The organism is Ignavibacteriales bacterium (assembly GCA_026390795.1).
Taxonomy (GTDB): Bacteria; Bacteroidota; Ignavibacteria; order Ignavibacteriales; family Melioribacteraceae; genus Fen-1258.
On the sequence record JAPLFG010000003.1, the window covers coordinates 2,229,794 to 2,254,755 of the forward strand.

At 36.2% G+C, this 24,962-nt stretch carries 21 protein-coding genes; 5 read left to right on the forward strand and 16 right to left on the reverse strand.

Annotated elements, in window-relative coordinates; all coding sequences use genetic code 11:
• Positions 1–44: 44 nt before the first annotated feature.
• The 3 genes from NTX65_13235 (at position 45) to NTX65_13245 (ending at position 3,110) form a co-directional block, all read left to right on the forward strand.
• Positions 45–1,364 (forward strand): TolC family protein, encoded by a 1,320-nt coding sequence (locus NTX65_13235; GenBank protein MCX6170304.1) that lies wholly within the window; start codon positions 45–47, stop codon positions 1,362–1,364.
• 261 nt (positions 1,365–1,625) lie between these two features.
• Positions 1,626–2,912, forward strand: a complete 1,287-nt coding sequence (locus NTX65_13240; protein ID MCX6170305.1) for a DEAD/DEAH box helicase — start codon at positions 1,626–1,628, stop codon at positions 2,910–2,912.
• Positions 2,913–2,915: 3 nt separating this feature from the next.
• A complete protein-coding gene (locus tag NTX65_13245) occupies positions 2,916–3,110 on the forward strand; it encodes a YwbE family protein (GenBank protein ID MCX6170306.1) in 195 nt (64 codons plus the stop codon).
• A 120-nt stretch (positions 3,111–3,230) separates the two neighbouring features.
• Here NTX65_13245 and NTX65_13250 read toward each other — a convergent pair whose 3' ends face one another.
• Together NTX65_13250 and NTX65_13255 are read right to left on the reverse strand one after the other, a co-directional pair.
• Entirely contained in the window at positions 3,231–3,728 is a 498-nt protein-coding gene (locus NTX65_13250; protein MCX6170307.1) for a hypothetical protein, read from the reverse strand.
• Between the two features lie 135 nt (positions 3,729–3,863).
• Positions 3,864–5,495, reverse strand: coding sequence for an ATP-binding cassette domain-containing protein (locus NTX65_13255; protein ID MCX6170308.1), 1,632 nt, complete (start codon positions 5,493–5,495; stop codon positions 3,864–3,866).
• Positions 5,496–5,977: 482 nt separating this feature from the next.
• Here NTX65_13255 and NTX65_13260 point away from each other — a divergent pair, with 482 nt between their 5' ends.
• Together NTX65_13260 and NTX65_13265 are read left to right on the forward strand one after the other, a co-directional pair.
• Positions 5,978–7,297: a sugar MFS transporter gene (locus NTX65_13260; GenBank protein MCX6170309.1), complete on the forward strand. Its 1,320-nt coding sequence runs from the start codon at positions 5,978–5,980 to the stop codon at positions 7,295–7,297.
• Between the two features lie 2 nt (positions 7,298–7,299).
• On the forward strand, positions 7,300–8,262 hold the full coding sequence (locus NTX65_13265; protein MCX6170310.1) for an ROK family protein: 963 nt from the start codon (positions 7,300–7,302) through the stop codon (positions 8,260–8,262).
• A 34-nt stretch (positions 8,263–8,296) separates the two neighbouring features.
• Here the strand turns inward: NTX65_13265 and NTX65_13270 are convergent, their stop codons facing one another.
• The 14 genes from NTX65_13270 to NTX65_13335 all read right to left on the reverse strand — a co-directional run bounded on the left by NTX65_13270 (position 8,297) and on the right by NTX65_13335 (position 24,768).
• Positions 8,297–8,872, reverse strand: a complete 576-nt coding sequence (locus NTX65_13270) for a glycosyltransferase family 4 protein (protein MCX6170311.1) — start codon at positions 8,870–8,872, stop codon at positions 8,297–8,299.
• Between the two features lie 12 nt (positions 8,873–8,884).
• Positions 8,885–9,421: a glycosyltransferase gene (locus tag NTX65_13275; protein ID MCX6170312.1), complete on the reverse strand. Its 537-nt coding sequence runs from the start codon at positions 9,419–9,421 to the stop codon at positions 8,885–8,887.
• A 273-nt stretch (positions 9,422–9,694) separates the two neighbouring features.
• Complete coding sequence (locus NTX65_13280) at positions 9,695–10,243, reverse strand: DUF1847 domain-containing protein (GenBank protein ID MCX6170313.1); 549 nt, start codon at positions 10,241–10,243, stop codon at positions 9,695–9,697.
• A 228-nt stretch (positions 10,244–10,471) separates the two neighbouring features.
• Positions 10,472–10,933: a thioredoxin gene (trxA, locus tag NTX65_13285; GenBank protein ID MCX6170314.1), complete on the reverse strand. Its 462-nt coding sequence runs from the start codon at positions 10,931–10,933 to the stop codon at positions 10,472–10,474.
• Positions 10,934–11,046: 113 nt separating this feature from the next.
• Positions 11,047–12,321 carry a TolC family protein gene (locus NTX65_13290; GenBank protein ID MCX6170315.1) on the reverse strand — a complete coding sequence of 425 codons (1,275 nt, stop codon included), beginning with the start codon at positions 12,319–12,321 and terminating at the stop codon, positions 11,047–11,049.
• Positions 12,314–15,457 carry an efflux RND transporter permease subunit gene (locus NTX65_13295; protein MCX6170316.1) on the reverse strand — a complete coding sequence of 1,048 codons (3,144 nt, stop codon included), beginning with the start codon at positions 15,455–15,457 and terminating at the stop codon, positions 12,314–12,316. The genes NTX65_13290 and NTX65_13295 overlap by 8 nt, the downstream gene beginning before the upstream one ends.
• Before the next feature lie 3 nt (positions 15,458–15,460).
• On the reverse strand, positions 15,461–16,567 hold the full coding sequence (locus NTX65_13300; GenBank protein MCX6170317.1) for an efflux RND transporter periplasmic adaptor subunit: 1,107 nt from the start codon (positions 16,565–16,567) through the stop codon (positions 15,461–15,463).
• Between the two features lie 260 nt (positions 16,568–16,827).
• The gene (locus tag NTX65_13305) at positions 16,828–17,577 is read right to left on the reverse strand and encodes a hypothetical protein (protein MCX6170318.1); all 750 of its coding nucleotides are present in this window, start codon (positions 17,575–17,577) and stop codon (positions 16,828–16,830) included.
• Between the two features lie 35 nt (positions 17,578–17,612).
• Positions 17,613–19,091, reverse strand: a complete 1,479-nt coding sequence (locus NTX65_13310; GenBank protein ID MCX6170319.1) for a hypothetical protein — start codon at positions 19,089–19,091, stop codon at positions 17,613–17,615.
• Positions 19,088–20,542 carry a proton-conducting transporter membrane subunit gene (locus tag NTX65_13315; GenBank protein MCX6170320.1) on the reverse strand — a complete coding sequence of 485 codons (1,455 nt, stop codon included), beginning with the start codon at positions 20,540–20,542 and terminating at the stop codon, positions 19,088–19,090. The genes NTX65_13310 and NTX65_13315 overlap by 4 nt, the downstream gene beginning before the upstream one ends.
• The gene (locus NTX65_13320; protein MCX6170321.1) at positions 20,542–21,174 is read right to left on the reverse strand and encodes a hypothetical protein; all 633 of its coding nucleotides are present in this window, start codon (positions 21,172–21,174) and stop codon (positions 20,542–20,544) included. Before NTX65_13320 ends, NTX65_13315 begins: the two co-directional genes overlap by 1 nt.
• A 7-nt stretch (positions 21,175–21,181) precedes the next feature.
• Entirely contained in the window at positions 21,182–22,105 is a 924-nt protein-coding gene (locus tag NTX65_13325; protein MCX6170322.1) for an NADH-quinone oxidoreductase subunit H, read from the reverse strand.
• A complete protein-coding gene (locus tag NTX65_13330) occupies positions 22,096–24,087 on the reverse strand; it encodes a proton-conducting transporter membrane subunit (protein MCX6170323.1) in 1,992 nt (663 codons plus the stop codon). The genes NTX65_13325 and NTX65_13330 overlap by 10 nt, the downstream gene beginning before the upstream one ends.
• Before the next feature lie 6 nt (positions 24,088–24,093).
• On the reverse strand, positions 24,094–24,768 hold the full coding sequence (locus NTX65_13335; protein ID MCX6170324.1) for a PTS sugar transporter subunit IIA: 675 nt from the start codon (positions 24,766–24,768) through the stop codon (positions 24,094–24,096).
• Positions 24,769–24,962 lie beyond the last annotated feature (194 nt).

A 24,962-nucleotide genomic window follows, 5' to 3' on the forward strand; every position in this document is an offset into this window, starting at 1 on the left:
CAGCAAGAAATGAAATACTTAATTAAAAAAATTACGGATCAACAATGAAAAAATATTTAAAATATATTTTTGCGGCATCGCTCTGCCTTATCAATTCGCTTACATCAGCACAAAGCATGGAGAATAATGCTCTATCTCTAAAGGATATAATAAAACTTACAATCGGAAATCATCCTCTAATCAAACAAAAAGAAGCAGAGCTGCATGCAGCACAGTTCCGCGTTGATCAACAAAAAAGTTTTTATTTACCGGATGTAACAGCGGAGGCAGTTTATACCCGGATTGGTCCAATTCCGGCTTTTGCTCTAGGAGGAGAAAATTTAGAATTGGCGCCTGCGAACAATTACAATGTCGGTGTATTTGTTCATCAAACTCTTTATGATTTCGACAAGCGGGATTCGCAAGTTGAGTATGCTAAGTCATTTCTAAGTTCAATCAAAAATAATGAGGATTTGATAAAGAATGATCTGGCTAATCAAGCCGTTAGAGTTTTCTACGGAATTTTGTTTCTGCAAAAAAGCATTGCTGTTAAAGACACACAGTATGTCGCGCTTCAAGAACATTTGAAAGTAACCGAATTGAGAATTAAAAACGGCACCGCAACAGATTATGACGAACTGAGTACTAAAACACGTATGGTTGAAATCAAGAATGAAAAAATTGATTTACAAAACGAAAAGAACAAACAAGAACTTTATCTTAAAGAATTGATAGGTATGGATAGAAGTAAAGAAATACTCATTTCAGGCTATCTTGATCTTCCAAAGTACATCTTAAATGATGATTCGCTTCTTACAGCGGCTTATAGTCAGAGAGTAGAGTTGAAACTCGCTTCGAGTGAACGCAACACCGCGAACCTTCAAAAAGAAATGGTTAGTCAAACTGATAAACCGGTAGTGAAGGCAGATTTAGGCTATGGATTTAAAAACGGATTCGAACCTAATATTGAAGTAATGAGAGGGAATTGGTTTGCGGGTGTCTCTCTCAATGTCCCGATTTTCAACGGGAACCTTACAGAAAATAAAATTAATGAAGCTGATGCCGCAATAGATGCCGTTGATCAAAAAATCAAACAGGTCAAAGAATCAATATCAACTGACGTTTACCAGTCAGAAAGCGATTTGAAATCAAATGTAGAGAGAATGAACTCTACACAAGAACAGATTAATTATGCTCGCAGCTCACTTGAACGCGCGAAGCTTCAATACGAAAAAGGTGCCGGAACAAACCTCGAAGTGCTGGATTCAGAGACCGCATTAACACAAGCCCGTCTGCTCAACATTCAGGCAGAGTATAAGAGTATAATAAGTTATTATTCTCTTCACAGAGCAATAGGCGATTTAAGAACTATAACCAGCCTGTAAAGAAATCATTATCGTAGTCAAATGATTATCTTTTCAAAGGTTTTACGAAGGGTAGATAGATCAATTTATCTTGACATGTGATATTAACGACTTATATCTTTTTGAGATGGTGAAAAATTAAGCTAATTTTACAACGTAATTATTTGTAATGCTTCAGTGACATACCTTGTTTGTAATTCTTTATAAGATATTCATTCATCTCTCTGCTGATCCAAAACATAATAAATTTTTAACAAAACGATTTAGAAGGAAAATGAATTAATGTCATTCGAAAAAATCAATCTTATTAAACCAATTCAAAAAGCTTTAGCAGAAGAAGGCTATACAATTCCCACGCCTATTCAGAAACAGGCAATCCCGGTTATACTTGAAAGGAAAGATCTGCTTGGTTGTGCTCAAACAGGAACTGGCAAGACAGCCGCATTTGCTGTTCCAATTCTACAAATTCTTTATAATGAAAAAATTGAGGGCGAAAAGAAAAGAACTATCCATTCTTTAATTGTAACTCCAACAAGAGAACTTGCAATTCAAATTGGAGACAGTTTTTCCGCATACGGTAAACATACCGGACTAAAAAATGTAGTTGTCTTTGGCGGTGTTCCGCAAAAAGCACAAACGGATAAATTGAAAGCTGGAGTTGATATTTTGATCGCTACTCCGGGAAGACTTCTTGATCTGATGAACCAAAATTATATTAGTCTTCAACACATTAAATTATTTGTTCTTGATGAAGCCGACCGCATGCTTGATATGGGGTTTATAAATGATGTAAAAAAAATAATTTCGAAGTTGCCGTCTAAAAGACAATCATTGTTTTTCTCTGCGACAATGCCACCGGAAATTGTAAAACTTGCAAATACAATCTTGCACAATCCTGTTAAAATAGTAGTAACCCCGGAATCACCAACAGTGGAAGCAATTCAGCAAGGAATCTACTATGTAGCAAAGGCCAATAAGAAAGCTCTGCTTATTCATCTGTTGAAAGATCCGTCCATTGCATCGGCTCTTGTATTCACCCGAACTAAACATGGGGCTGATAACGTGGCCAAAGTTTTGAATAATGCGAAGATACAAGCGGAGGCTATTCATGGTGATAAAGCACAAAACGCACGTCAGCGAGCGTTGAACAATTTTAAGACTAAGCAGACAAGAGTTTTGGTAGCAACAGATATTGCAGCGCGAGGAATTGATATAGACGAACTTTCGCATGTAATAAATTTTGAAATTCCAAATATTCCGGAAACTTATATCCATCGAATTGGACGAACCGGGAGAGCGGGATTAGGCGGAGTAGCCCTTTCACTTTGCGATTCGGAAGAAAGAGCATACCTTAGAGAAATAAACAAACTTATTTCAAAACCAATACCGGTTATTGAAAATCATCCATACGTTCTTACGGAGTGGGTTTGGGAAAATCCAAAACAGTTAGTTGATAAAACTGATCACGCAAGATCAAAAACAAAAAAGATTTTCGGCGCTTCGGCTTCAAAACCAAAACGAACCAGAAGAAAAGAAAGCAAAGTTTGGAATAATAGAGGAAGAGGTTGATTCTTGGAATCAAGAAGCCGTCAGAATATTAAGAAAGGTTTGCATGTAGCCATCGTACTTAAATCAGATCAGCGGAGTCAAAAACTAACGGAAGGCTTTGTGAAAGATATTCTTACAAATTCTTCCAACCATCCTCATGGAATTAAAGTGCGCCTTGAAACCGGTGAAGTCGGACGCGTACAAAAAATAATTGAGTAGTACGCATTTAATTCATTACCGGCTTGTCAACAAAAATTAGAGATCGATTGCAGAAGAATGATACAACTCAAGACGCTGCTTATTTATTCCCGCATCATTTAAGTATTCATCAAATGTCTTTCACCCATATATTTTATTCTCCTCATTATTTTTTTGATAGACTGCTTTAACGAGTAACTGCTTTACATACATTCCAAGAAAAGAACCGGCTACAAGAATCACAGCTACTGTAGTCGATAAAAAGTTTTCCCAATCGGCAGCATTTGCATGAAGATTTGTATTAAGTAATACTGTCTCGAATGTTAAAAATACCAGATTAGTAGCTACAGCGAAAGATAGTAAGGACATGTATGAATGTGCTACTTTTGGTGAATAGGTTTTTAGACCATACCAGGCTATGTAAGCATTGAAAAGTAATAGCGGCACTTCGTAAAGATGAAAAATAATATTGCACCATAATTGATCTCTGCAGCCATCGCATAATGTCCACGGATGACCCATGAGATAAGGAATGTGTGTTACAATTGCTCCGTACAAAACTACTATGACTGTTATCCATGAATATATTTTTACCCAACGGGCTGCTTTTAGCCATTGTGGATTTAATTTATTTTCCATCAGATTTTTCTCCAAAAATAATTATTGAAACAATCTGTTTGTTAATGAAAATTGGTGGAGGATCAGAAAAGGAAATAATAAGAGACTTGATTCATATCGAATATACAGTAATTATTATTTGTATATCAATTAAAATTATAAATCTATCGCTGAGGCATGGTACAGTTCAAGATGCAGCTTCTTTATTCCGGCATCATTTAAGTATTCGTCAAATGTCATTCGTTTATCAATAATTCCCGAAGGTATAATTTCTATTATTCTTGTTGCAATTGTATGAACGAACTGATGATCGTGAGAACTAAAAAGTACGGTTCCGGTAAAATCGATTAGACTGTTATTAAGCGCTGAGATTGCTTCCAAATCAAGGTGATTCGTCGGTCCGTCAAGGATCAGAACGTTCGCACCGGTTAACATCATCTTTGCAAACAAACAACGCACTCGTTCTCCGCCGGAAAGTACACTAGCTTTCTTCAAAGTTTCTTCTCCGCTAAAGAGCATTCTTCCAAGAAAACCCCTTATATATGTTTCATCTTTTTCTTTTGAATACTGACGCAGCCAGTCAATAAGATTCAAATCGACGTCGAAAAATTCAGCATTGTCTTTTGGAAAATATGCGAATCTAGTCGTAGCTCCCCAAATAAAGTTTCCCTTATCTGCCTTCTCTTTGCTTGTAATAATATTAAATAAGGTCGTTTTTAGTAAATCATTGGGACCGACAAACGCAATCTTATCACCTGTATCAACTTTGAATGTAAGATTGTTCAAGAGAATTTCTTCACCGTAATTCTTTGTGAGGTTATTGATCTCAAGTAAATTATTGCCTGCTTCACGCTCCGGCTTAAAAGCAATGTAAGGCATTTTACGCGAAGAAGGTTTGATGTCTTCGAGTGTAAGATTTTCAAGCTGCTTTTTTCTTGATGTTGCTTGCTTAGATTTAGATGCATTGGCGCTGAAACGAAAAATAAATTCTTGCAGTTCAGCTCTCTTTGCTTCTATCTTTTTATTTGAATCCTTTGCCTGCTTTGCAGCTAGCTGACTGCTTTCCAGCCAGAAATCGTAATTGCCTGTGTACATTTGAATCTTCCCGAAATCAATATCTGCTATGTGCGTACAGACTTGATTAAGGAAATGTCTATCGTGAGATATTACAATTACAGTATTTTTAAATTTTTCAAGAAAATCTTCGAGCCAACCGATTGAAATAATATCAAGATGGTTTGTTGGCTCATCCAGCAATAAGATATCCGGATTTCCGAATAAAGCCTGTGCCAGAAGGACTTTCACCTTTTCATTACCGGTTAATTCTTTCATCAATTTTGTATGCTGTTCGTCGCTGATTCCAAGACCGCTCAGTAATTCGGCAGCTTCTGATTCTGCTTCCCAGCCGTACATCTCTGCAAATTCTCCCTCAAGTTCAGAAGCTCTGATTCCATCCTTCTCGCTGAATTCAGCTTTGGCGTATAATGTATCACGTTCCTCCATAACAGAAAAAAGTTTCTGATGCCCCATCATCACAGTTTTTAAAACCTGGTATTCATCATATTCAAATTGATTTTGTTTCAAGGTCGTAAGTCTTTCACCGGGTGTTACAATTACGTCTCCGGAGCTTTGCTCAATTTCACCCGAAAGAATTTTTATAAAAGTAGATTTGCCCGAGCCGTTAGCGCCGATAATACCGTAACAGTTTCCCGGTGTAAATTTCAAATTTACTTCTTCGAATAACGTCCGTTTACCGAATCTAAGAGACAGATTGTTTGTGCTTATCATTTATTCTATTCAATATTTTGTTTCGAAAATAGTGAGCTGTTTCTGCCAAGTTGCATAATTTTTTTGACTTGTTTACCACGGGAACTATTTGCATAAATAAGTATTTGCAAAGACGAATAAGATTGGTTAAGTCAGGTTAATCTTGAAAAATGATGAGAAAAGAAACAAGAATTTTTTCGTTTAGGAGTGTTCTTATTCAAAACTCCGGTACAAAAATACTAAATAATTCGGTTGGTCACAAAACAGCAGCAGCTTATCAAAGCATATTATATTTCACCTGGACCTAATGTACTTTTGAAAATCTCAAAAAAATTCCGGTTCATGTAAAATCGGACTAATCTATTCATTCGGACTCGAGCATTAACTGAAATAAAGGCGGAAAAAATTGAAATCTATTTTGCAAATAAACGGAATTATATTTTTTATCTGCTTATTTTCAGTCTATGTTTTAATAGAAAAATTCAATTAATGAGGAGTAATGAATGGCTTCTATTGCGCCGGCGTCAACCAAAAGTAGAACAACAAACCGCGAACAAAATTATAATTTCGCTCTTACGGTTCTTACCACGCTCTTTTTTATGTGGGGATTTATTACCTGCTTGAATGATATTCTCATTCCTCATTTAAAAGCAATTTTCACTTTGAATTACACACAGGTTATGCTTATCCAGTTCAGTTTTTTTACTGCTTACGCGATAATATCGATACCCGCTGGAATGATGGTTGAAAAGATCGGTTATAAAAATGGAATTATAATCGGATTAATTACGGCAGGTATCGGCTGTTTGCTTTTTTATCCCGCCGCTGCATATCAATCTTATATAATGTTTCTCGGTGCATTATTTGTACTTGCAACAGGAATAACACTTCTTCAAGTTGCCGCAAATCCATATGTAGCCATACTTGGTAAACCGGAAACAGCATCGAGCCGGTTAAATTTATCTCAAGCAATTAATTCCTTGGGCCATACAATAGCACCTTATTTTGGGTCTCTTATTATTCTGGCAATTGCAGTAAAAACTGCGGAAGAACTGAAGTCGATGAATACAACTGAATTGAATGCATATCGGTTAGCGGAAGCCAGTGCGGTTCAGGTTCCGTACCTTGGATTAGCGGCAGTACTATTTGTAATTGCTGCGATTTTTGCAATTATAAAATTGCCAAAGATTGAAGCGTCCGAAATATCGGCAAGCGGTGATGACGGGAAAAATTATCATGATTTGCATGACAGTGCATGGGGTTATAAACATCTTGTTTATGGTGCGGTTGCAATTTTTCTTTATGTCGGTGCCGAAGTTTCTATCGGTAGTTTTTTAGTCAATTATTTCGGTCAGCCGTTTATTGCCGGCTTAAAAGATTCAGACGCCGGTAAATATGTCTCTTTTTATTGGGGCGGAGCGATGGTAGGAAGATTTATCGGCTCGGTTGTCCAAAGAAAAATTAATCCGGCAAAGGTTTTGGTTTTTAATTCTTTCTTTGCTTCGGCACTCGTAATAATTTCAATGCTCACATTTGGTCATGTTGCAATGTGGGCAATTCTTGCAGTCGGATTTTTCAATTCAATAATGTTTCCAACAATTTTTACACTTGCGATTGATGGTCTTGGAAAACATACCGGTCAAGCATCCGGAATTTTGTGTACGGCAATAGTTGGCGGCGCAATTCTTCCGGTAGTACAAGGATTCTTTGCAGATAATATCGGAATCCACCACGCATTCTTTGTACCGGTTCTTTGCTATATATTTGTTGCTTATTACGGGTTAAAAGGACATAAACCATCATACATTACTGCTAAGGCATAACTATGAATACAAGAATTGCAATCGGAATTGATGTTGGCGGAACGAACACAGTTTTCGGTTTTGTAGATCAAGAAGGCAACTGCATCTATGAGTCATCAATACCCACTCATTCGGAACAAAATGCAAATCAATTATTCGAAAGATTGTTTTTGAATATCAATAACGATTTCAAAAAATTTTCCGCTGAGTATAAATTAGTCGGTATCGGTATAGGGGCGCCAAATGCTAATTATTATAATGGCACGGTGGAACTTCCTCCGAATTTAAATTGGGGAAAGGTGAATGTTATTGAATTGGTAAAGAAATATTCTTCTCTTCCAGCCGCAATTACAAATGATGCAAACGCTGCTGCGATAGGAGAAATGCTTTTTGGTGCGGCAAAAGGAATGAAAGATTTCATTGTGATAACACTCGGTACAGGTCTTGGAAGCGGAATTGTTGTTAACGGAAAACTTGTTTACGGCGCAGACGGATTTGCCGGAGAGATCGGTCATACAATTGTGGATATGAACGGCCGGGAATGCGGCTGCGGAAGAAAAGGTTGTCTTGAAACTTATGCCTCCGCTACCGGAATACGCCGGACTGTTTTTGAATTAATGGGCACAACAAATATTCCGAGCGGACTTAGGGGAATCAGTTTCAACCAACTGAGCGCAAAAGATATTGCCGATGCGGCAACTCGGGGAGACAAACTGGCATTAAAAGCATTCGATTACACAGCAAAAGTGCTGGGATTAAAACTTGCCGATGCTGTTGCACATCTTAGTCCGGAAGGAATAATTCTATTCGGAGGACTCGCACTTTCCGGAGACTTGATATTTCTTCCAACAAAACATTACATGGAAGAATTCATGCTGAACATATTCAAGGACAAGGTGAAACTTCTGCCATCGGCATTGCCTGGTGCACACGCCGCAGTCTTAGGTGCCAGTGCATTGATATGGAATGAATTGAACAAAACTTAATTGATGAGACTCAATTTCTTGCATCATTGAAATATTAAGATGCTTTTCGAATAATCTGATTATTGTAGATATCAATTAACTGAGATGTAATAAAATCGTTACTAAAGTATTTCACTGCTCTCTTTCGAGCGGCATTCCCAAAACTAAATCTTTTTTCCGGATGAGTAATTAGTTCTGAAAGTTTCTCTGTAAGGTCGTGGTAGTTTTCATTCTGGAATAAAAATGAAGTCTCTTTATCAACAGCAATATCAAGTACGCCATCGGAATTTGAACATACAGATGGTAATTTCATACTCATTGCTTCGACTAATGCCAAACCAAATGCTTCCGCATGAGAGGGGAAAACAAAAATATCGAGTGATGCTAATACTTCCGGTATATCATTCCTGAAATCTGTGAAAATTACTTTTTCGTCTAATCCCAAATCCGAAGCCATATTTTTTATTTCTTCTGCATATTGATCTTCACCTTTACTGGGTCCTCCCACTACAAGAAATTTAATATTCTTAAAAAGTTGGATTAACTCGTGAGCTGCCTTTAAGAATTCTTCATGCCCTTTGCCCGGACTTAGTCGAGCGTTCATACCGATTAAAAGATCATCTTCGCCAATATTAAATTCATCTCAGATACTGCATTTATCTATTCCTTCCGGATTAAATTTTTCCACATCAATTCCATTGTGGAGCAGTATAATTTTTCTATCCAAAAGTGGAGTAGTGTCAATAAGGTTTTTCTTAATCACTTCACTAATTGCAAGGGCAAGATTCACGCGTTTATAAAGCCATCTGTGCATGAAATCTTTTTTAACAATGTACGATCCAACATGCTTTGTTAAAATCAAAGGGGGTTTAAGTGATGAAATTTTTAGCGCTGGAACGATCAGCCATAAATCTCGCGAAGCTTCAACATGGATTAGATCATATTTCCTAGTTTTTAAGATTTTGTTGAGTTTTACAATTTGAACGGGACTAAAATAATTTGAGAATTCAAGCCGGCAAGTTGGAACATTCCGTTTTTCGGCTTCAAGATGAAGTGGAGAATTCGGAAAACATAAGATATCAACTTCAAATCCGGATTCTATTAGTATCTCCACTGTCTGGAGCGAATACATTTCTAATCCGCCCCAACTTTGAGAAAGACATGTTATTAAAATTTTCAATTTAGCAAGTTTCTATTAATCGTGGAATTATTCGTGACACTTTTAGATGTTCCTTAATAACAAAAGGTTTAAAACCGGAATGACAAATATTTTCTGATTAATCGTGGATGAGTAAATTCGGGAGATTTTTAAAAACGATCTGCATACAAAAGAAATAACTTCAATATTCTGTGCGATGTAACACGAAAAATAAGTTTCTTGATATCTAAGTGAAAAATTTGGAGAAGTGTAATTTTGAATGGAAAATTAATTATGAAGATGAATGTGATAATCTTAACGAAGTGCCAGATGCGGCTGGTGATTATAGACTCTGTCTTTAACCACGAATGTTGTGAAATCGACTTTTAGATTTCTATGCAGGAGAATATCATGACCGAGGCAAATTCCCATCAACAAAACAAACTCTACTTCTTCGGCTTCAAGCTGCTGTGCTTGCCCTATCGGATTACAAGAAACATTATGGTTGGAACTTGATGTATTGATTTCGTTTTGAGATAATCCGCCTACAGTACAGGAAACGGTTATAAGCTTTAATCCTTCTTTCCAAAAAATATCCTTAAGAACCTTAGCGTCTTGTTCCATTCCGTAACAGTATGCCAGACCAATTTTTGCATAGTTCATTGATTTGATGAATTCGATTATCTCCTGCAATCTGGATAATAAACCGGCTTTCCCATTATCTACCAAGGCAGCAGAAGATCTAACAATCTGTTGATTTTCGGATTCTTTGTAATCGGAAAGTAAATTGTCAGTCTCAAATTTCTCGGTTCCGCAAGAATCTGTAGTCCGGCAATATTTTGGAAAACATTGAACACAATCCATAATTAAGATTCCGGATACTGTTGAGTGTATAAATTTTGTAAGGACAAGTAAATTTCTTCTTTACAGTTTATTTTTCTTGATAATTACTTTATTTATCACAAATGGAATGATCTTGAAGAGTCTAGATTTTTCACAATTGAGAGTCCCTTTATTTGGCAAATGTAGGAACAACTTCTAACGCAGCAGAAAAGAAAATTGAATTCGTATTCTGCTAACCGAGATTTCGGATTAGCTTACAGCAGTAATGGTAACAGCTAATTCCTGCTCAATAATTTTTTCTATCTCTTTTTTGGGTAATGCACCCATCGCCATTTTTGGATCTCCTTTAACCGGAATGAAGAGTAATGACGGAATACTGCGAATACCAAATGCAGCTGATAACTCTTGTTCTTCATCGGTATTCACTTTGTAGAAGTTCACTTTTCCTTCATAATCATTAGATAGTTCATCCATGACCGGGCCTACCATGCGGCAAGGTCCGCACCAAGGAGCCCAAAAATCGATTACAGCAGGTAGAGTGCCTTCAAATTTCCATTCTTGATTCTTTTCGAAATCGAATATTTTTTCTAAGAATGTTTGTTTTGTTAAATCTTCCACCATCACATTTTCCCTTTGTCTAATATTATTGTTGATTTTGTTTTCTGTCCCAGGATCATAATGTTTTTTATAATCTTCAATAATTGGATGCATTATATGGGAGAAAGATTCAGTTTATTCTTAGTCGAAAAATTAGTTTGCTTTGTTGAGAAGGGAAGTCGACAAATTATAAGAATGATCAAGATTCTTACTAATTCCAATTCACTTTATTTTAATTCGCCGGTTGCTTTTTGCAAACGTACGTATGCTACCTGATAATCATACAATGCCTGCACATACAATATTTGAGAATTCAGCATTGTTACTCTTCCGTCTGTAATTTCGATTGGACTGCCAACTTCCTGTTTGTACCTTGCTTCCGCAAGTCGTAAAGTTTCTTCAGCCTGTTCCAATAACGATTTTGTCGCATCAATTTTAGCAATGGCTAATTTTAAATTTGCATATTGCTGCTGAACATCAAGATCGATCGCTTGTGTAACATAATCCAATTGAGCTTCCGCATTTTTATAATTTGCTCGCGCCAAATCGATTCCGGCATCTAAAGAGAAGCCCTGGAATATTGGAAGAGAAATTGAAATACCAAGATTCCATGAATTCAAAAAGTTTTCACTCAATGAAAATGTTCTCCAGTTATATCCGCCGGAAAGATTTATTGAAGGAAGATTGGCTGTCCATGCAGAATTAAGGAATGAGTTGCTTGCCTCCATCCTGAACTTAGCACCAATGAATTCCGGGCGATTTTCTCTTGCGTTGCTAAGCGCGTTTTCCAAACCGATACTTTCTTTAGTGATTTCCAGATTGTCTTTTAACTTGAAATCCACCGGTAATTTCATGTTCAATACATTCTCTAACTGCAGTTTGCTCACTAAAATATTATTGTCCGCGTTAATTAAATTTAAGCGCGCATTTGCCTCATCGGTTTTGGCTTTGAGTACATCGAATTGCGGTTTCTTTCCAACATCAAAAAAACTCTGTGCTTGTTTTAAATGTTCATCGGCTTGATTCAAGGATTCCTGGCTTGCATTCTTTATACGTACTGCCAATAAATAATTAAAATATGTTACATATGTATTAAGAATTAAATTTTGTTTTGATAAAGTTAGATCTTGTTCTGATGCGCTTTTCAAATCGGAAGTACCGGATAACCGTGTGTAAGATTTTCCAAAATCGAAAATTAGCTGCTGAAGCTGAAAACCATATGAATAGTTTTCATAAGTGGCTTCCCGAGCCGTCGGACCTACGAAAAAATTTCCTCCGTTTCTATTCCAGCCTGAATTAAATGTAACCTGGGGAAAAAGAACTGATCGTGTGCTCGTTAAGTTAGCAGATGAAGCTTCATAATTACTTTCTGCAATTTTTATTTGCGGATTATTTTTTAAAGAGATCTCAATACATTTCTCAACTGTGAGTGTATCGGTTTGCGCCTGGGATAAATTAACTGCGAATAAAAAAGCAAAAATTAATAGAAGGTATTTATTCATATCCACTTTCATTATTTAAATTATTTTTCTTTTTACCGAATCTTTCTTCAAAAAGTGTATAAAGAGTTGGTACAAATAGTAAAGTAAGCATAGTCGAAACTGTTAGTCCTCCTATAACCGCAATTGCCAACGGAGCCTGGGATTTTTCTCCTCCCATCCCCAATGCTAATGGAATTAATCCGAGCACAGTTGCAAGTGTTGTCATTAATATTGGTTTTAATCTTGTCTTGCCCCCTCGTATTACAGCTTCATGTAATTCCATTCCCGTTTTACGCAATTTGTTTGTATAATCAACCAATAAAATTCCGTTCGATACTACAATCCCGATCATCACAATAACGCCTTCAAATGAAGTAACGGAAAGAGTTGTGTCTGTTAAGAAAAGTGCCCAAACAACTCCGATCATTCCCAATGGTACGGTAAACATTATAATAAATGGATCGATTAGAGATTGAAATTGAGAAGCCATTACCATGTAAACAAGAAGGATAGCTAAGATTAAAGCTAAACCAAGATCACTAAATGTTTTGTTCTGTTGTTCAACATTTCCGCTCACTTGTACTTGAAACCCGGTTGGTATTTTAATGTTTGCTAGTTTATCATTAATATCTTTTGATATACTCCCTAAGTCTCTCCCCGTGTTGTTTGCCGTTACTTCAACAATTCTTTCCTGGTATCGTCTGTCTATCTGAATTGGAGATTTAACTAATTTGACATCAACCAGATTTGATAATTTTATTAATTGGCCTTGCGTATTCACAACACTAAGATTTTTAATATCATCAATTTTATCACGATAGTCTTCCGCCATTCGGACTAAAATATTATACTGATTTCCTGTATTCGGATCCGTAAATATTGACGCTACAGACCCGGAGATTGCAGTAGTTATTGTATTCGAGATTTGAGAAACGCTTACGCCGAGGGCTCCGGCTTTTTCACGATTGATAGAAATATTTAATTCAGGTAAATTCAATTCTCGAGTGATCTGCGCATCTGTTGCACCGGGTGTTGATTTTACTATCTCATAAATTTGCTGACTTAATTTATTTGCCGTCTCAAAATCATGACCGCTGATTATAATATCTATCGGTGCGGATGATCCGAAGTTGAGAAGAAATTTTAAAAATCCTCCGGGATTAATAAATATCTGCGCACCTGGTAAAGAGGATAATTTCGGTCGCATTGTTTTTACAATATCAAAAACAGATCTATCCCTTTCATCCGGAGGAGTTAGAGAGACGGTTATATTTGCTGCATGCCCTCCTGAATTACCTCCAAATGGATTCCCGCTTTTTGCGGAGGGCACTCCGATGTCAGAAATAACAGTCTTGACCTCCGGCACATTTTTTCTGATTATTCCTTCAATTTTTTCAACAAGTTTTTCGGTCTCTTCTATCCTTGTTCCGACCGGTAATCTTGCATTTACTGAAAATTGACTTTCATCTGTATCGGGGAAGAATTCTGTTCCAACAAATTTGAAAAGGATGAATGAAATAATTGCAAAACCAATTACGCTAAATATTACCAGGCGTTTATGTTTTAATGCTTGTGTTAGAGTCCGTTGATAAGAATTATCGATTTTCTCTAATAAATTCTTGAAATAAATCTGGATTCTGTGAGTTAATTTTTTCGAATCAGCATCGCTTTCTCGTTCGGCTTCTAAATAATTATAACAGAGCAATGGTGTAACCGTTCTCGAAACAAAGAATGAGGCGAAAAGCGCTACCGTAATTGTTATGACTAATGGAAGAAATAGAAGTTTTGCAATACCTGATAAAAACACTACAGGAAGAAAAACTATTACAGTCGTAAGAGTTGAAATGAAAATTGGCGAGGCAACTTCCGAGGCGGCATCTAGAGTTGCCTGCATTTTCGATTTACCTTCGGCTTTTCTAGATCCGTAATGCCGGCTGATTGCTTCCAATTCAACAATAGAGTCATCCACAAGCCGTCCGATTCCTAGCGCAAGTCCTCCGAACGTCATAATGTTGAGTGTTGTACTGCTGAAGCGGAAGAAAATAAATGTTACAAAGATCGAAAGCGGAATGGCGAGAAAAATAATTATTGCACTACGTGAATTTCTGAGGAATATTAAAATAACAAGCGTTGCTAAAAAAGCTCCCAGAATTGCTTCCTGCATCAAACCGCTAATTGATTGCTTAATATAAAGACTCTGGTCGGTTCCCAGAGATGCTTTAATAGATGGTGGAACATCTCTTAGTTGAGTAAGTGCTTTGACAACCGCATCAACAACTTGAACTGTATTTGCACCTGAAGTTTTCTGTACGCGTATTACAACTCCTTCTTTACCGTTATTTCGTATTACTTCTGTTTGTTCCTGATACGAATCTTCTACAAAAGCAACATCTCTAATTCTTACTGCGACACCATTTTGATTCTTTACAACTATATCACCCATTGGTTGAACAACATTAAATTGGCTTTCTGTTTTTAACGAATAGTCAAAAACTCCCGATTTAAGATCACCCGAAGGAACAATTAAGTTTGATGACGACATAGCTTGTGTAATTTGTTGCAATGATAAGCCAAGGGCATCTAATCTGTTTCGATCTACCTTTATATGAATTTCGCGAATTCTACCGCCGGTCACTTGCGCGAATGCAACACCCGGAATGTGTTCAAGTTGTGGTTCAATTACGTTATATGCTAAGTCGTATAATGCTCTTTGATCCAAATCCCCGCTGAGTGCAATTGTACATACGGGAATGTTTGTTATATCAAATCGAAGAACAAGTGGTTGAGAAGCAGAAGTCGGAAGGAAATTTAAAACTCTATTTACTTTCTGAATTACATCTATCAACCCAACGTCTGTGTTTGCATCCCAATTAAAATAAACACGAAGCGATGATACACCTTCTCTTGTGGTTGATTGAACGTAACTAACATTATTAGTTGAACTCACGGCCCGTTCCATTGGAACAGTGACGGTTTGTTCCATATCTGTTGGACTGGCGCCGTTATTATAAGTGATTACACTTACTACCGGAATCTGTATGTTCGGCAGCATATCGATGGGCAATTGAACAAAAGAAACAAATCCCAAAACAAAAACAGCAATAGCCATCATTAATGTTGTAATGGGATATTTAAGTGCAAACCTGGTCAGCCACATATTCTACTTTGCTATTTTAACTTTCATTTTGTCTTTTATTAATGTCTGACCTACAAAAACAATTTTACTCTTCTCGTTCAAACCCGAAAGTACTTCAACCACATCATCCATTCGTAACCCAATTTTAATATATCTTTTCGATACGGTTGTATCCGGGTTGAGTGTAAAAACATAATCTCCTTTATCATCATTTAAAGCAACTTCAGTAGGAATTACCTCGGAGTTGATTTTTTTTTGTGTTATCAATTGAACTGTAACAAACATTCCCGGTTTAAGGAAACCGCCGGGATTATCAATTGCAATTTCAACAGGCATTGTGCGTGTAGCTAGGTCAATTGACTGGCTTATTCGATTTATTCTTGCGTTAAATATTTTGTTTGGTACCGCATCGGCTGTAAGGATTACATCTTTAATACCGGATAAATAAGGAACGGCACGTTCGGGAACATTTACAATTGTTTTTAAATGATCAACGTTCATCAAAACAAATAATACCGAACTTTGATTGTTTTGTGTAGAAGACACATACGAGCCTGGATCAAAAAATCTTTTTGTAATAGTTCCGGCAAAAGGTGCGGTAATCTTACAATAACTTAATTGTGTTATGGCGTTATTGAAAGTAGCCTGTGCGGCTGCTTTCTGAGCTACGGAAATATCAAATGCTGCTTTAGCATTATCTAGATCTTGCTGGGCAACAAGTTTTTGATCGAATAGTTTTTTATTTCTATCATAATTTAGTTTCGAGTTCTCATTATTCGCTTCCGCCTGCATTAAATTAGCTTTTGCAAGCTTAGCATTTTGTGAATAGATGGTTGTATCAATTAAAGCAAGTAATTGATTTGCCGAAACCCGGTCGCCGATATCAACAAAATTCCTTTCAATATTACCGTTTACTTTAGAAAAAATATTCGCTTGTTGAATTGGGGCTACATCTCCGGTGAGAGTTTCACTTTTTTGAATTTCCTTGATGGCTGGCTCTCCAAGTTCTACAACCGGCTGGGGAATCGGTCGTTTTGATGAATCGCCGGATGCGATTTTAACTATGAATATCATCGTTAAAAGTAGAATCACACTTCCGATAAGCAAATATGATTTTTTGGTAAAATGCATCTTACTTCCTTTTTACAATGTCAATGTATATAACAAAATACTCTGGAAAAGGTTTCCTTTCTCAAGATTTTATCAACTAGAGGTCGACTATTTGAAAGTAGTAAGATGAAAATTGAATTTGAATTTATGCTTATTGATGGATGCCTTAATTGATATTTTATTTAGAGGAGATCATAAGTTTTGAATCGGATTTAAAAAGAGCATTTTTAGAATTAAGGTAGTCTGTCATATGCCAATTAAGAAAATAGATGAAACTATTCCTATTTCTTGTCCAGCCAATCAAGTAGCCCATTAATAAACGTTAGAGGATTCGGCGGGCATCCGGGAATGAAGAGATCAATTTTATTCTTCGTTAAAAATTCTCTTTCAAGCACATCCGAATTTTGAAATATACCGCCGGAAATTGCACAAGCCCCGAAAAGAATAATTATTTTCGGATTTGGAACTGCTTCAAAACAAATATCTGTCGGCTTTGCCATATTTTTTGTAATTGGTCCGGTTAGAACAACTCCATCTGCATGACGGGGCGAAGCAACAAATTCAATCCCATAACGTCCCATGTCAAAATTAACATTGCTAAGAGCATTAAGTTCAAGTTCACATCCATTGCAGCCGCCGGCAGAAATCTGACGGAGCTTTAGCGACTTACCAAAATACTTTCTTATTTTTTCCGAAGCTTTTTCAGGAGTAATTTTATTCGCTTCTTTTGTAACTATAAGTTGCTCTGCAGAACTTGCCGATAAATGATAATCGTTCGTAAAATGAATTATTTTTTCGGGACAAGTTTCTTCACAAAGCGGACAGAATACACACAGCCCCAAATTAATTCTAACAGGATTCAATTCTATCGCATGAGTAGGACAAACTTCAGCGCATTTACTGCAGTTATCCAAACATGGTTTATCCGCAATCGAAGGCAAGCCGCGATATAAGGGCGGAAATTCAACATGTCTAACATCATGAACGATCGGATCGCCCTGAAGTATTCTAATTTTTATTGCATCATTCATAAGTAATATCTTGATGACTTTAGAAACATAAATTTTTAGAGATCGTGCCCTGCATAAGATAAATCAAAACTTTTATTGCAAAGTGGAAAATCCGAAATGGCTGTTTTGTGTAAAACTAAACTTAACCCATACCAATTATTGAATGAAGGATCTTTGATTTTATACAATGATAAATTTCCGTTCTTATCTGTGAATACCGTATGAACAATTTCTCCACGCCAGCCTTCGGTGATTGAAATAACTCCTTTGTTTGGAGCAATTTGTTCAACATTGGATTTTATTCCACCTTGAGGAAGATTTTCTAATTGATCATTAATAAATTTTAGCGATTCATCTATTTCCAATGCTCGTAAGCGGGCGCGTGCAAAAACATCTCCGCTTGATAAAGTTAATAACGACACCGGATTGTAACGGTAAGCACCGTACGGAAATTGGATTCGTGCATCATTCTCAATTCCGCTCGAACGAGCTGCTAGACCCACCATCCCAATTTGTTGAGCTAATTCTTTTGAGATGACTCCGGTATTCTCAAATCTTGTTAAAACGCCTGTTGAAGAAAATAAATATTCATTTATCGCGGCAACATCATTTTTTATGATCTGAAGATTTGCTATTGTTTCTTTAATTATGTCATCGTTATAATCGAAGCGAACACCGCCATAAACGAATAAACCCCTCCCGAATCTTGATCCGCATAATAATGCAAGACTATTTATTGCGAGTGTCCGAAGTCTGCCGTACGAAGATGAAACCAATGAAAATCCAATATCGTTGGCAACTCCGCCTAATCCGGATAAATGCATGGCAACTCGTTCAATTTCTTCTGCAATAGAACGAATTACTTGCGAACGCAAACTAACCTGTGTGTTAGATAAATTTTCCAATGCATTACAGTGTGCATGAGTATGACCAATAACAGTATCTCCTGCAATTGATTCTGAAAGAATAATTCTTTGTTCCAAATTTGATCTTAATAATAATTTTTCAATTCCTCGATGCTGGTAGCCCAAATTAATTTCAAGATTATATACCAATTCTCCGTGGCATTGAAAGCGAAAATGTCCCGGCTCGATAACACCGGCATGAATTGGACCGACAGCAACTTCATGAATTTCTTCTCCTCCCAAACTGTAAAATTTATATGGCTTGTCTCCCAAAATAAAATTTTGCTTTCTAACCGGTCTAAGCCACGGATGATTTAATGGCAGATATCCATAATTTTCAGCTAGCTCACATTCAAAGTAATTAGTCTGTGGAAATTCATTTGCCCAGCTTTCAAATTGAAGACTATGTTCATCAAATTCTCCGCCGATTATATGAATCATCGAAGAATCCAACTCTGCAAATAAAGCTAATAATTTTTCAGGATGAGTTTTATCAATTGGAAAGAGGCCGATCATTCTGTTACCGTTAGATAATTCCTCTAAGACTGTATCTCTGAAATTTTCTCTTTCCTCAAAAGGAATTACGGCTAGATCGAATGACTGGTTATTTTGAACTTCGAGCGGTATCATAAATTCATACCAAAATCTTTTGTTATACTAATTATGTTTTGATAAATAACATCCGGTGAAAGAACGGATATTGTTGTTAAAAGAATTAAAAGAAGAATTACAGTCAAGTGGATAAAATCAAAATGTTCAGTTCCTGCTTCAGAATTATCGTCATTGTTTTTTTTATAAAGCATAGAGAAAATGATCTTGCCCATATTAATAAAAATAAAAAGAAGGAAGAACATTGTTAATACTAGAAGAGCCGGTTTGTTAGAAAAGAGCATTCCTTCAAATATTTTTATTTCACTGAAAAATATTCCGAACGGTGGAATTCCCGAGATTCCTAAAAAAGCCAAAAGAAATAACCAGCCTGTCTTCGGCATTCTATTTAAAACTGATGAAACCTTTGAGACTTCTCTTGTTTTGTATTTACTATGAATATTACCTGCTGTAAGAAACAAAATTACTTTCATTATTGAATTATAAATTGCATGATACATCGCACCAACGAATGCCAACCCGCCAATTCCTATTCCTAAAGTTATTAATCCCAAATGTTCAACACTGGAATATGCGAGCATTCTTTTATAGTTGGTTACTTTGAACATGAAAACAAATGCTACAAAAAGTGAAAGCAATCCACCGATAATGAGAATCACTTTAGCAAATTCAAATGAAGATGTTGGTTGAATAATTTGAAAAATTCTGAGAACACCCATCAACGCAGTTAAACGAAGAGAGCCGGACATCAAAGCTGCAATCGGACTTGGCGCATTGCTGGTAGCATCAATATCGCCGGAATGCATCGGCGCTATTCCTATTTTTGTGCTTAATCCAACAAAGATAAATATGAAACTTGCTTTCAACCAGATTGGATTTAACTGCTTAGCATTTTTAATAAATTCCCAAAAGTATAATTGTTTTCCTTCGAGCATAGAACCTTTGGCTGAAAGAGTTAAAAAGAGGATTCCAATAAATGCAAACGCAATTCCTATTGATACCAAGAAAAGATATTTCCACATTGCTTCCAGTGCTTCTTCGTTGCGGTAAAAATAGATTAGAGGTGCAACACTTAATGTAGTTGCTTCTGCTGCAACCCAATACATTCCGAAATGATTGCTTAACATTGCCGCGGAATTTGCGGTCAAATAAAAATTAAGAAGTACGAAGTATAACTGTTTACTCTTTTCGGCTTGAGGTGTAACCGGTCTTTTCAAGTATGAGAACGAAACGAGAACAACCCAGAAATAAACATTTGAAAGAATCAGAATGAAAAATTTGCTGAGTGAATCAACGCCGAAGAAGAACGGTAAATTTGGATGGTAGTACCCAAGAAAAACGCTCAACGACAAGATTAAATGCAGAATACTAACAGACAGTGAAGCGGTATACTGTAGGCGGAGATTCTTTACTACATAACAGAATAGCGATGCTATCAGCGGCAGCAATATAAAAATGAAAAACTCGAACATCAGTCTTTTAACCTCCCTAGTGCGGTAACTTCAAATCCCTCTAAGGTGGTACTGATTTTATTTAATGCAATGCCCATTAAAAAAACAACTACAAACACATCAAGTAAGGTTCCTAATTCAATCATCATCGGGAGTTCTGAAGCAACGGCAGTTCCGAATAAGAAAATCCCGTTTTCTAAAATTAAAAAGCCGGCTACGTGAACAATTAATTTTTTCCTAAACATTATTATATAGATACCAATTACAATCGCAGAAAATCCGCTTGCAAAAGGAATCACATTCAATTCAGTGCTTTTGGAAAGAATGTTTGAGAAAACAAATATTATAACCATTGTGATAATGACAAGTAGTAAAAATGAAAATTGCTGAATGGTCGGATCTATCACTCTCTTAATATCGAGATCAAGAATAATTTTATTTATGTATCTGGGAATAAGATACACTTTAACAAGCAAGATTGTAGCCGGAAGGATTATTCCAAAAATGGAGAAAGGGTAAATGAACGGAATCACAATTATTACAGACAAGAGCACGCCTTGTATCTGCAAGACGGTTACATATCCTTTTACTCTCGAAGTAATAGCTACATAAAACAGCGATAGACAAAAAAGAATGCTTAACACATTTCCCATATTCAACTCATTTTGTAAAAGTATAGATCAACAAATTCAGTATTCCAATTGCCGTCGCGAATAAAAGGTATTGCGGAATATTCTTCATCTTAAATCGCGATGTTATTGTTTCGACAATTGCCAAAGTTAGAGATAGAATGATACTACCTACTATAAAAATTACTATTCCGAGCACATAACTTTTAGCGCTGAACGGATAGAAAAATGATATCTCAAGAATGGCATAAATAAATAGTTTTATATAACTCGCGTATAAATAAAGGAACAAATCTAATCCGGAATTATCCAGAATCATCACTTCATGAATCATTGTAAGTTCAAGATGTGTATTCGGATCATCAACCGGCATTCGTGAACATTCGGTTATTGCGAGTATGAAGGCGGAGATCGAACATATTATTATAAAAACGATGTACGAAATATTATCTAATCTAATCGAATGATAGATATCATAAATAGAAGTTAGCCCGCTTATAAATGCGACACTTCCGAGAGTGAAAAAGAAAATCGGCTCGGCAAACAGTGCAAATGTCGCTTCACGTGAAGCGCCCATTCCTTCAAATGAACTTCCGATATCCATAGCCGCTAATATTTGGAAGAATCTTGCAAGTCCCAGCGTATATGCGAATAAAATTATATCACCGTTAAAACTGATCAACGGTTTCCAATAACCGATTGGAAGCATCGCGGCTGCAACAATAATCACAATAAAATTTATGAGTGGCGAAATCTGACTTATAAAAGATGAACTCTTTGCGTTGATTGTTTCCTTTTTGAAAAGCCGAAGCAGATCATAATACGGCTGCAAAATTGGAGCGCCAATTCTGCCTGTCAAAATTGCTTTTTGTTTGTTGATAAAACTGGCGAATAAAGGAGCAATTCCGATGATCACAAAAATTGATATTAGTCCTTGTAAAACTTCTATATCCATAAGAATGCTATGAAACAATAAATTATTATTATAACTAAAATGAAAGCGATGTAATACCTAATATCGGTCTGGCTTAGAAATTCTATTTTAGAAATCATTTTTCTCAAAAGATTGTACCCCGGTAGAATCATTTTGCTGTCAACTAAATCAGAGGAGTGACTTTCAAAACTAGATGGCTTGGGAAATACATGTTTTGATGAATCGACTTTTTTATTATAGAGTAAAATAGTTTTAGGAATAGTATTGAGTTCATCTGCAAAGGATGATGCTGTGTATTGCATTCTTGGACTTTGATTTTCATATCCGCATCCCCAGGCTGCCGAAGTTCTTCTTCCATACTTTTTCTGAATTTTGGCTTTTGCTAAATACAAAAGAACAACACCTAATGAAATTGAAGAAAAAATAATCGTAATAGAGAGCCAATTCATATCTAATAGTGCGGATGAGGAATTTACGGGTACAAAACCATTGCTGATTACTTTATTTACTATTCCTATAATTGGCTGCGGGTAAAATCCAATTGCAATACAAAGTAACGCTAAAATTCCGAGAGAGATGTAATCAAAAACCGATGTGTGAAAATGCTTTACTTCTTTTCTTTCGGTTCCTAAAAACATTGTGGAATTAATTTTTGTAAAACAAGCAACTGCCAATCCGCCAACGAAAGCAAGTCCAACAACAAACAATAACATTAAAAGCGGATAGTAATTTTTTAATTCTTTAGCAGTTTGGAAAAATCCGGTATATATAATGAACTCTGAAATAAATCCGTTAAACGGGGGAATGCCGCTGATTGCTATTGAGCCAATTAAGAAAAGTATGGCTAAATATTTTGCCCGATGAACAAGTCCACCCATCAATTCAATATTTCTTGTTCCCAGGTTTTGATAAATTACACCGCTGCCAAGAAATAAAAGACTCTTGAATATTGCGTGATTCAATGTATGCAGAAGAGCGCCGCCAAAACCGAGCACTGCTATTACAGGCAAATTATTTGCCGAACCGATAAAACCGATACCGATACCGATTCCAATAATGCCGATATTTTCAATCGAGTGATAAGCGAGCAGTCGTTTAATATCATGCTGGGCTAATGCGTACCACACTCCAAAGATTGCACTGAAGATACTTACAACAAGAATCAGCCAGCCGCACCATTCCGGAATTGGTTTTAAAAATTGAAATGTTCTAAGTATTCCATAAATGCCGGTTTTGATAATAACACCGGAAAGGAAAGCGCTCAACACAGTTGGAGCAATCGGATGAGCTTGCGGCAGCCAAAAATGAAACGGCATGAATCCCGCTTTTATACCAAAACCGACAAATGATAAAAGGAAAAGAATGGGAATAATGGTGGTCGTCGCTTCTGTTAAGTGATAATCGCTTAAAAACCAGCTGCCGGTTTGATGGTGAAGTAAAAAGAAAAAAATGTAAAGAATAAATACTAAAACGTGAGAGGCAACAAAATAATAAAAACTTCCTTTCTGAACTTCTTCTTTCTCTTTCTCCAACATCATTCCAAGGTAAGCCGACATACTCATGACTTCCCAGATAACAAGAAAGAGGATAGCTTGATTAGCAATTACAACAAACTGTGTTGAGATAAGAATAATTGCGAATAAAACAACGAAACTTTTTACAGACCGCTTCTGATCAATGTAGTGCTGAAGGTAAGAGAAGTTATAGATAACAGTTGGTATCGCTACAAGCTGAATGATAAATAAAAAATAAAGTCCTAATCCATCCAGCCTGATCCAATTATTAAATAGCAAAGCTTCATTGCTTGAAAGCGGCATAGAAGAAAAAAGTCCGGATGATAAAGTTGAGGTGAGTCCTAATACTAACCCAACAAGCAGAATAATATTTGATGTTATAAATGATTTCTTTTCGTTTTTGAATACAGCCAGTGGAACAATCGCCAAAAATTGAATGACAAATGCCGGAATAAATAAATAATTCCCAAGTGTTAATAAGTTATTCATTGATCATTATTTTTCTTTGTCTCTCGTTTCTTCAATTTTACTTATTATATCTAAAATCTCTTGATAATTAAGGCGGTTTTCCAGAGCGAAGCGGAACGTTTCCTTTGACAATAAGAAACTCAAATGTGCAATCAAGCTTAAGTGTTGTTTAATTGTCTGCGAAATCAGAAGTATAAGGGTGTGCACCGGCTTGCCGTCAATCGATTTCAGATCGAGTGGTTTCTTCGGAAAGAAAAAATTTATGAGCGGTTTATTTTTACCTACCATTAATGGAACTCTCGGATGCGGCAGACTAATTCCGTTTCCTATTGCGGTGCTCATTAATTCTTCTCTATTCTTAAGGAGCTGAATTATTATTTCCCGGTCTACGTTTTTTTCAAAATCAATTTTAGAAATCATTTGTTCTATATAAGATGTTTCCGAGAAAGTGCAGTTGTAATGAAATGATTCCCTGTCAAGCAAAGTATTTAGAGCTTTTATATGATATTCGCTTAATTTCTTATGGTCGGAAACATTGATCGGAAAATTACGCCCAAGAGCCCATTCAATAATCTGATGTTTATTAAAGAATACTTTTTCGTGAAGTATCTGGAAGGGGATCTCTTTCTTCTTAACTAACAGTTGAATTTCTTTTTCCGGTAGAATCAGCAGATGCGAAATATCTTTTATTGTAAGGTCCAATCTCTCATCTCAATTAACGTTAGTTTCATTTAGAATTATTTCAAACGGGTTGTGTTAATTAAAAAATTTAGTGTAACAAACTGTTGAAACTGTTAAAAAAACTGTTTCATTGATTAACCCCGCGATTAATCGCGGGGTTAGAAACATAAAGCATAATGTTAGAACCGTTTTAACGGTGTACATACTAATTCATA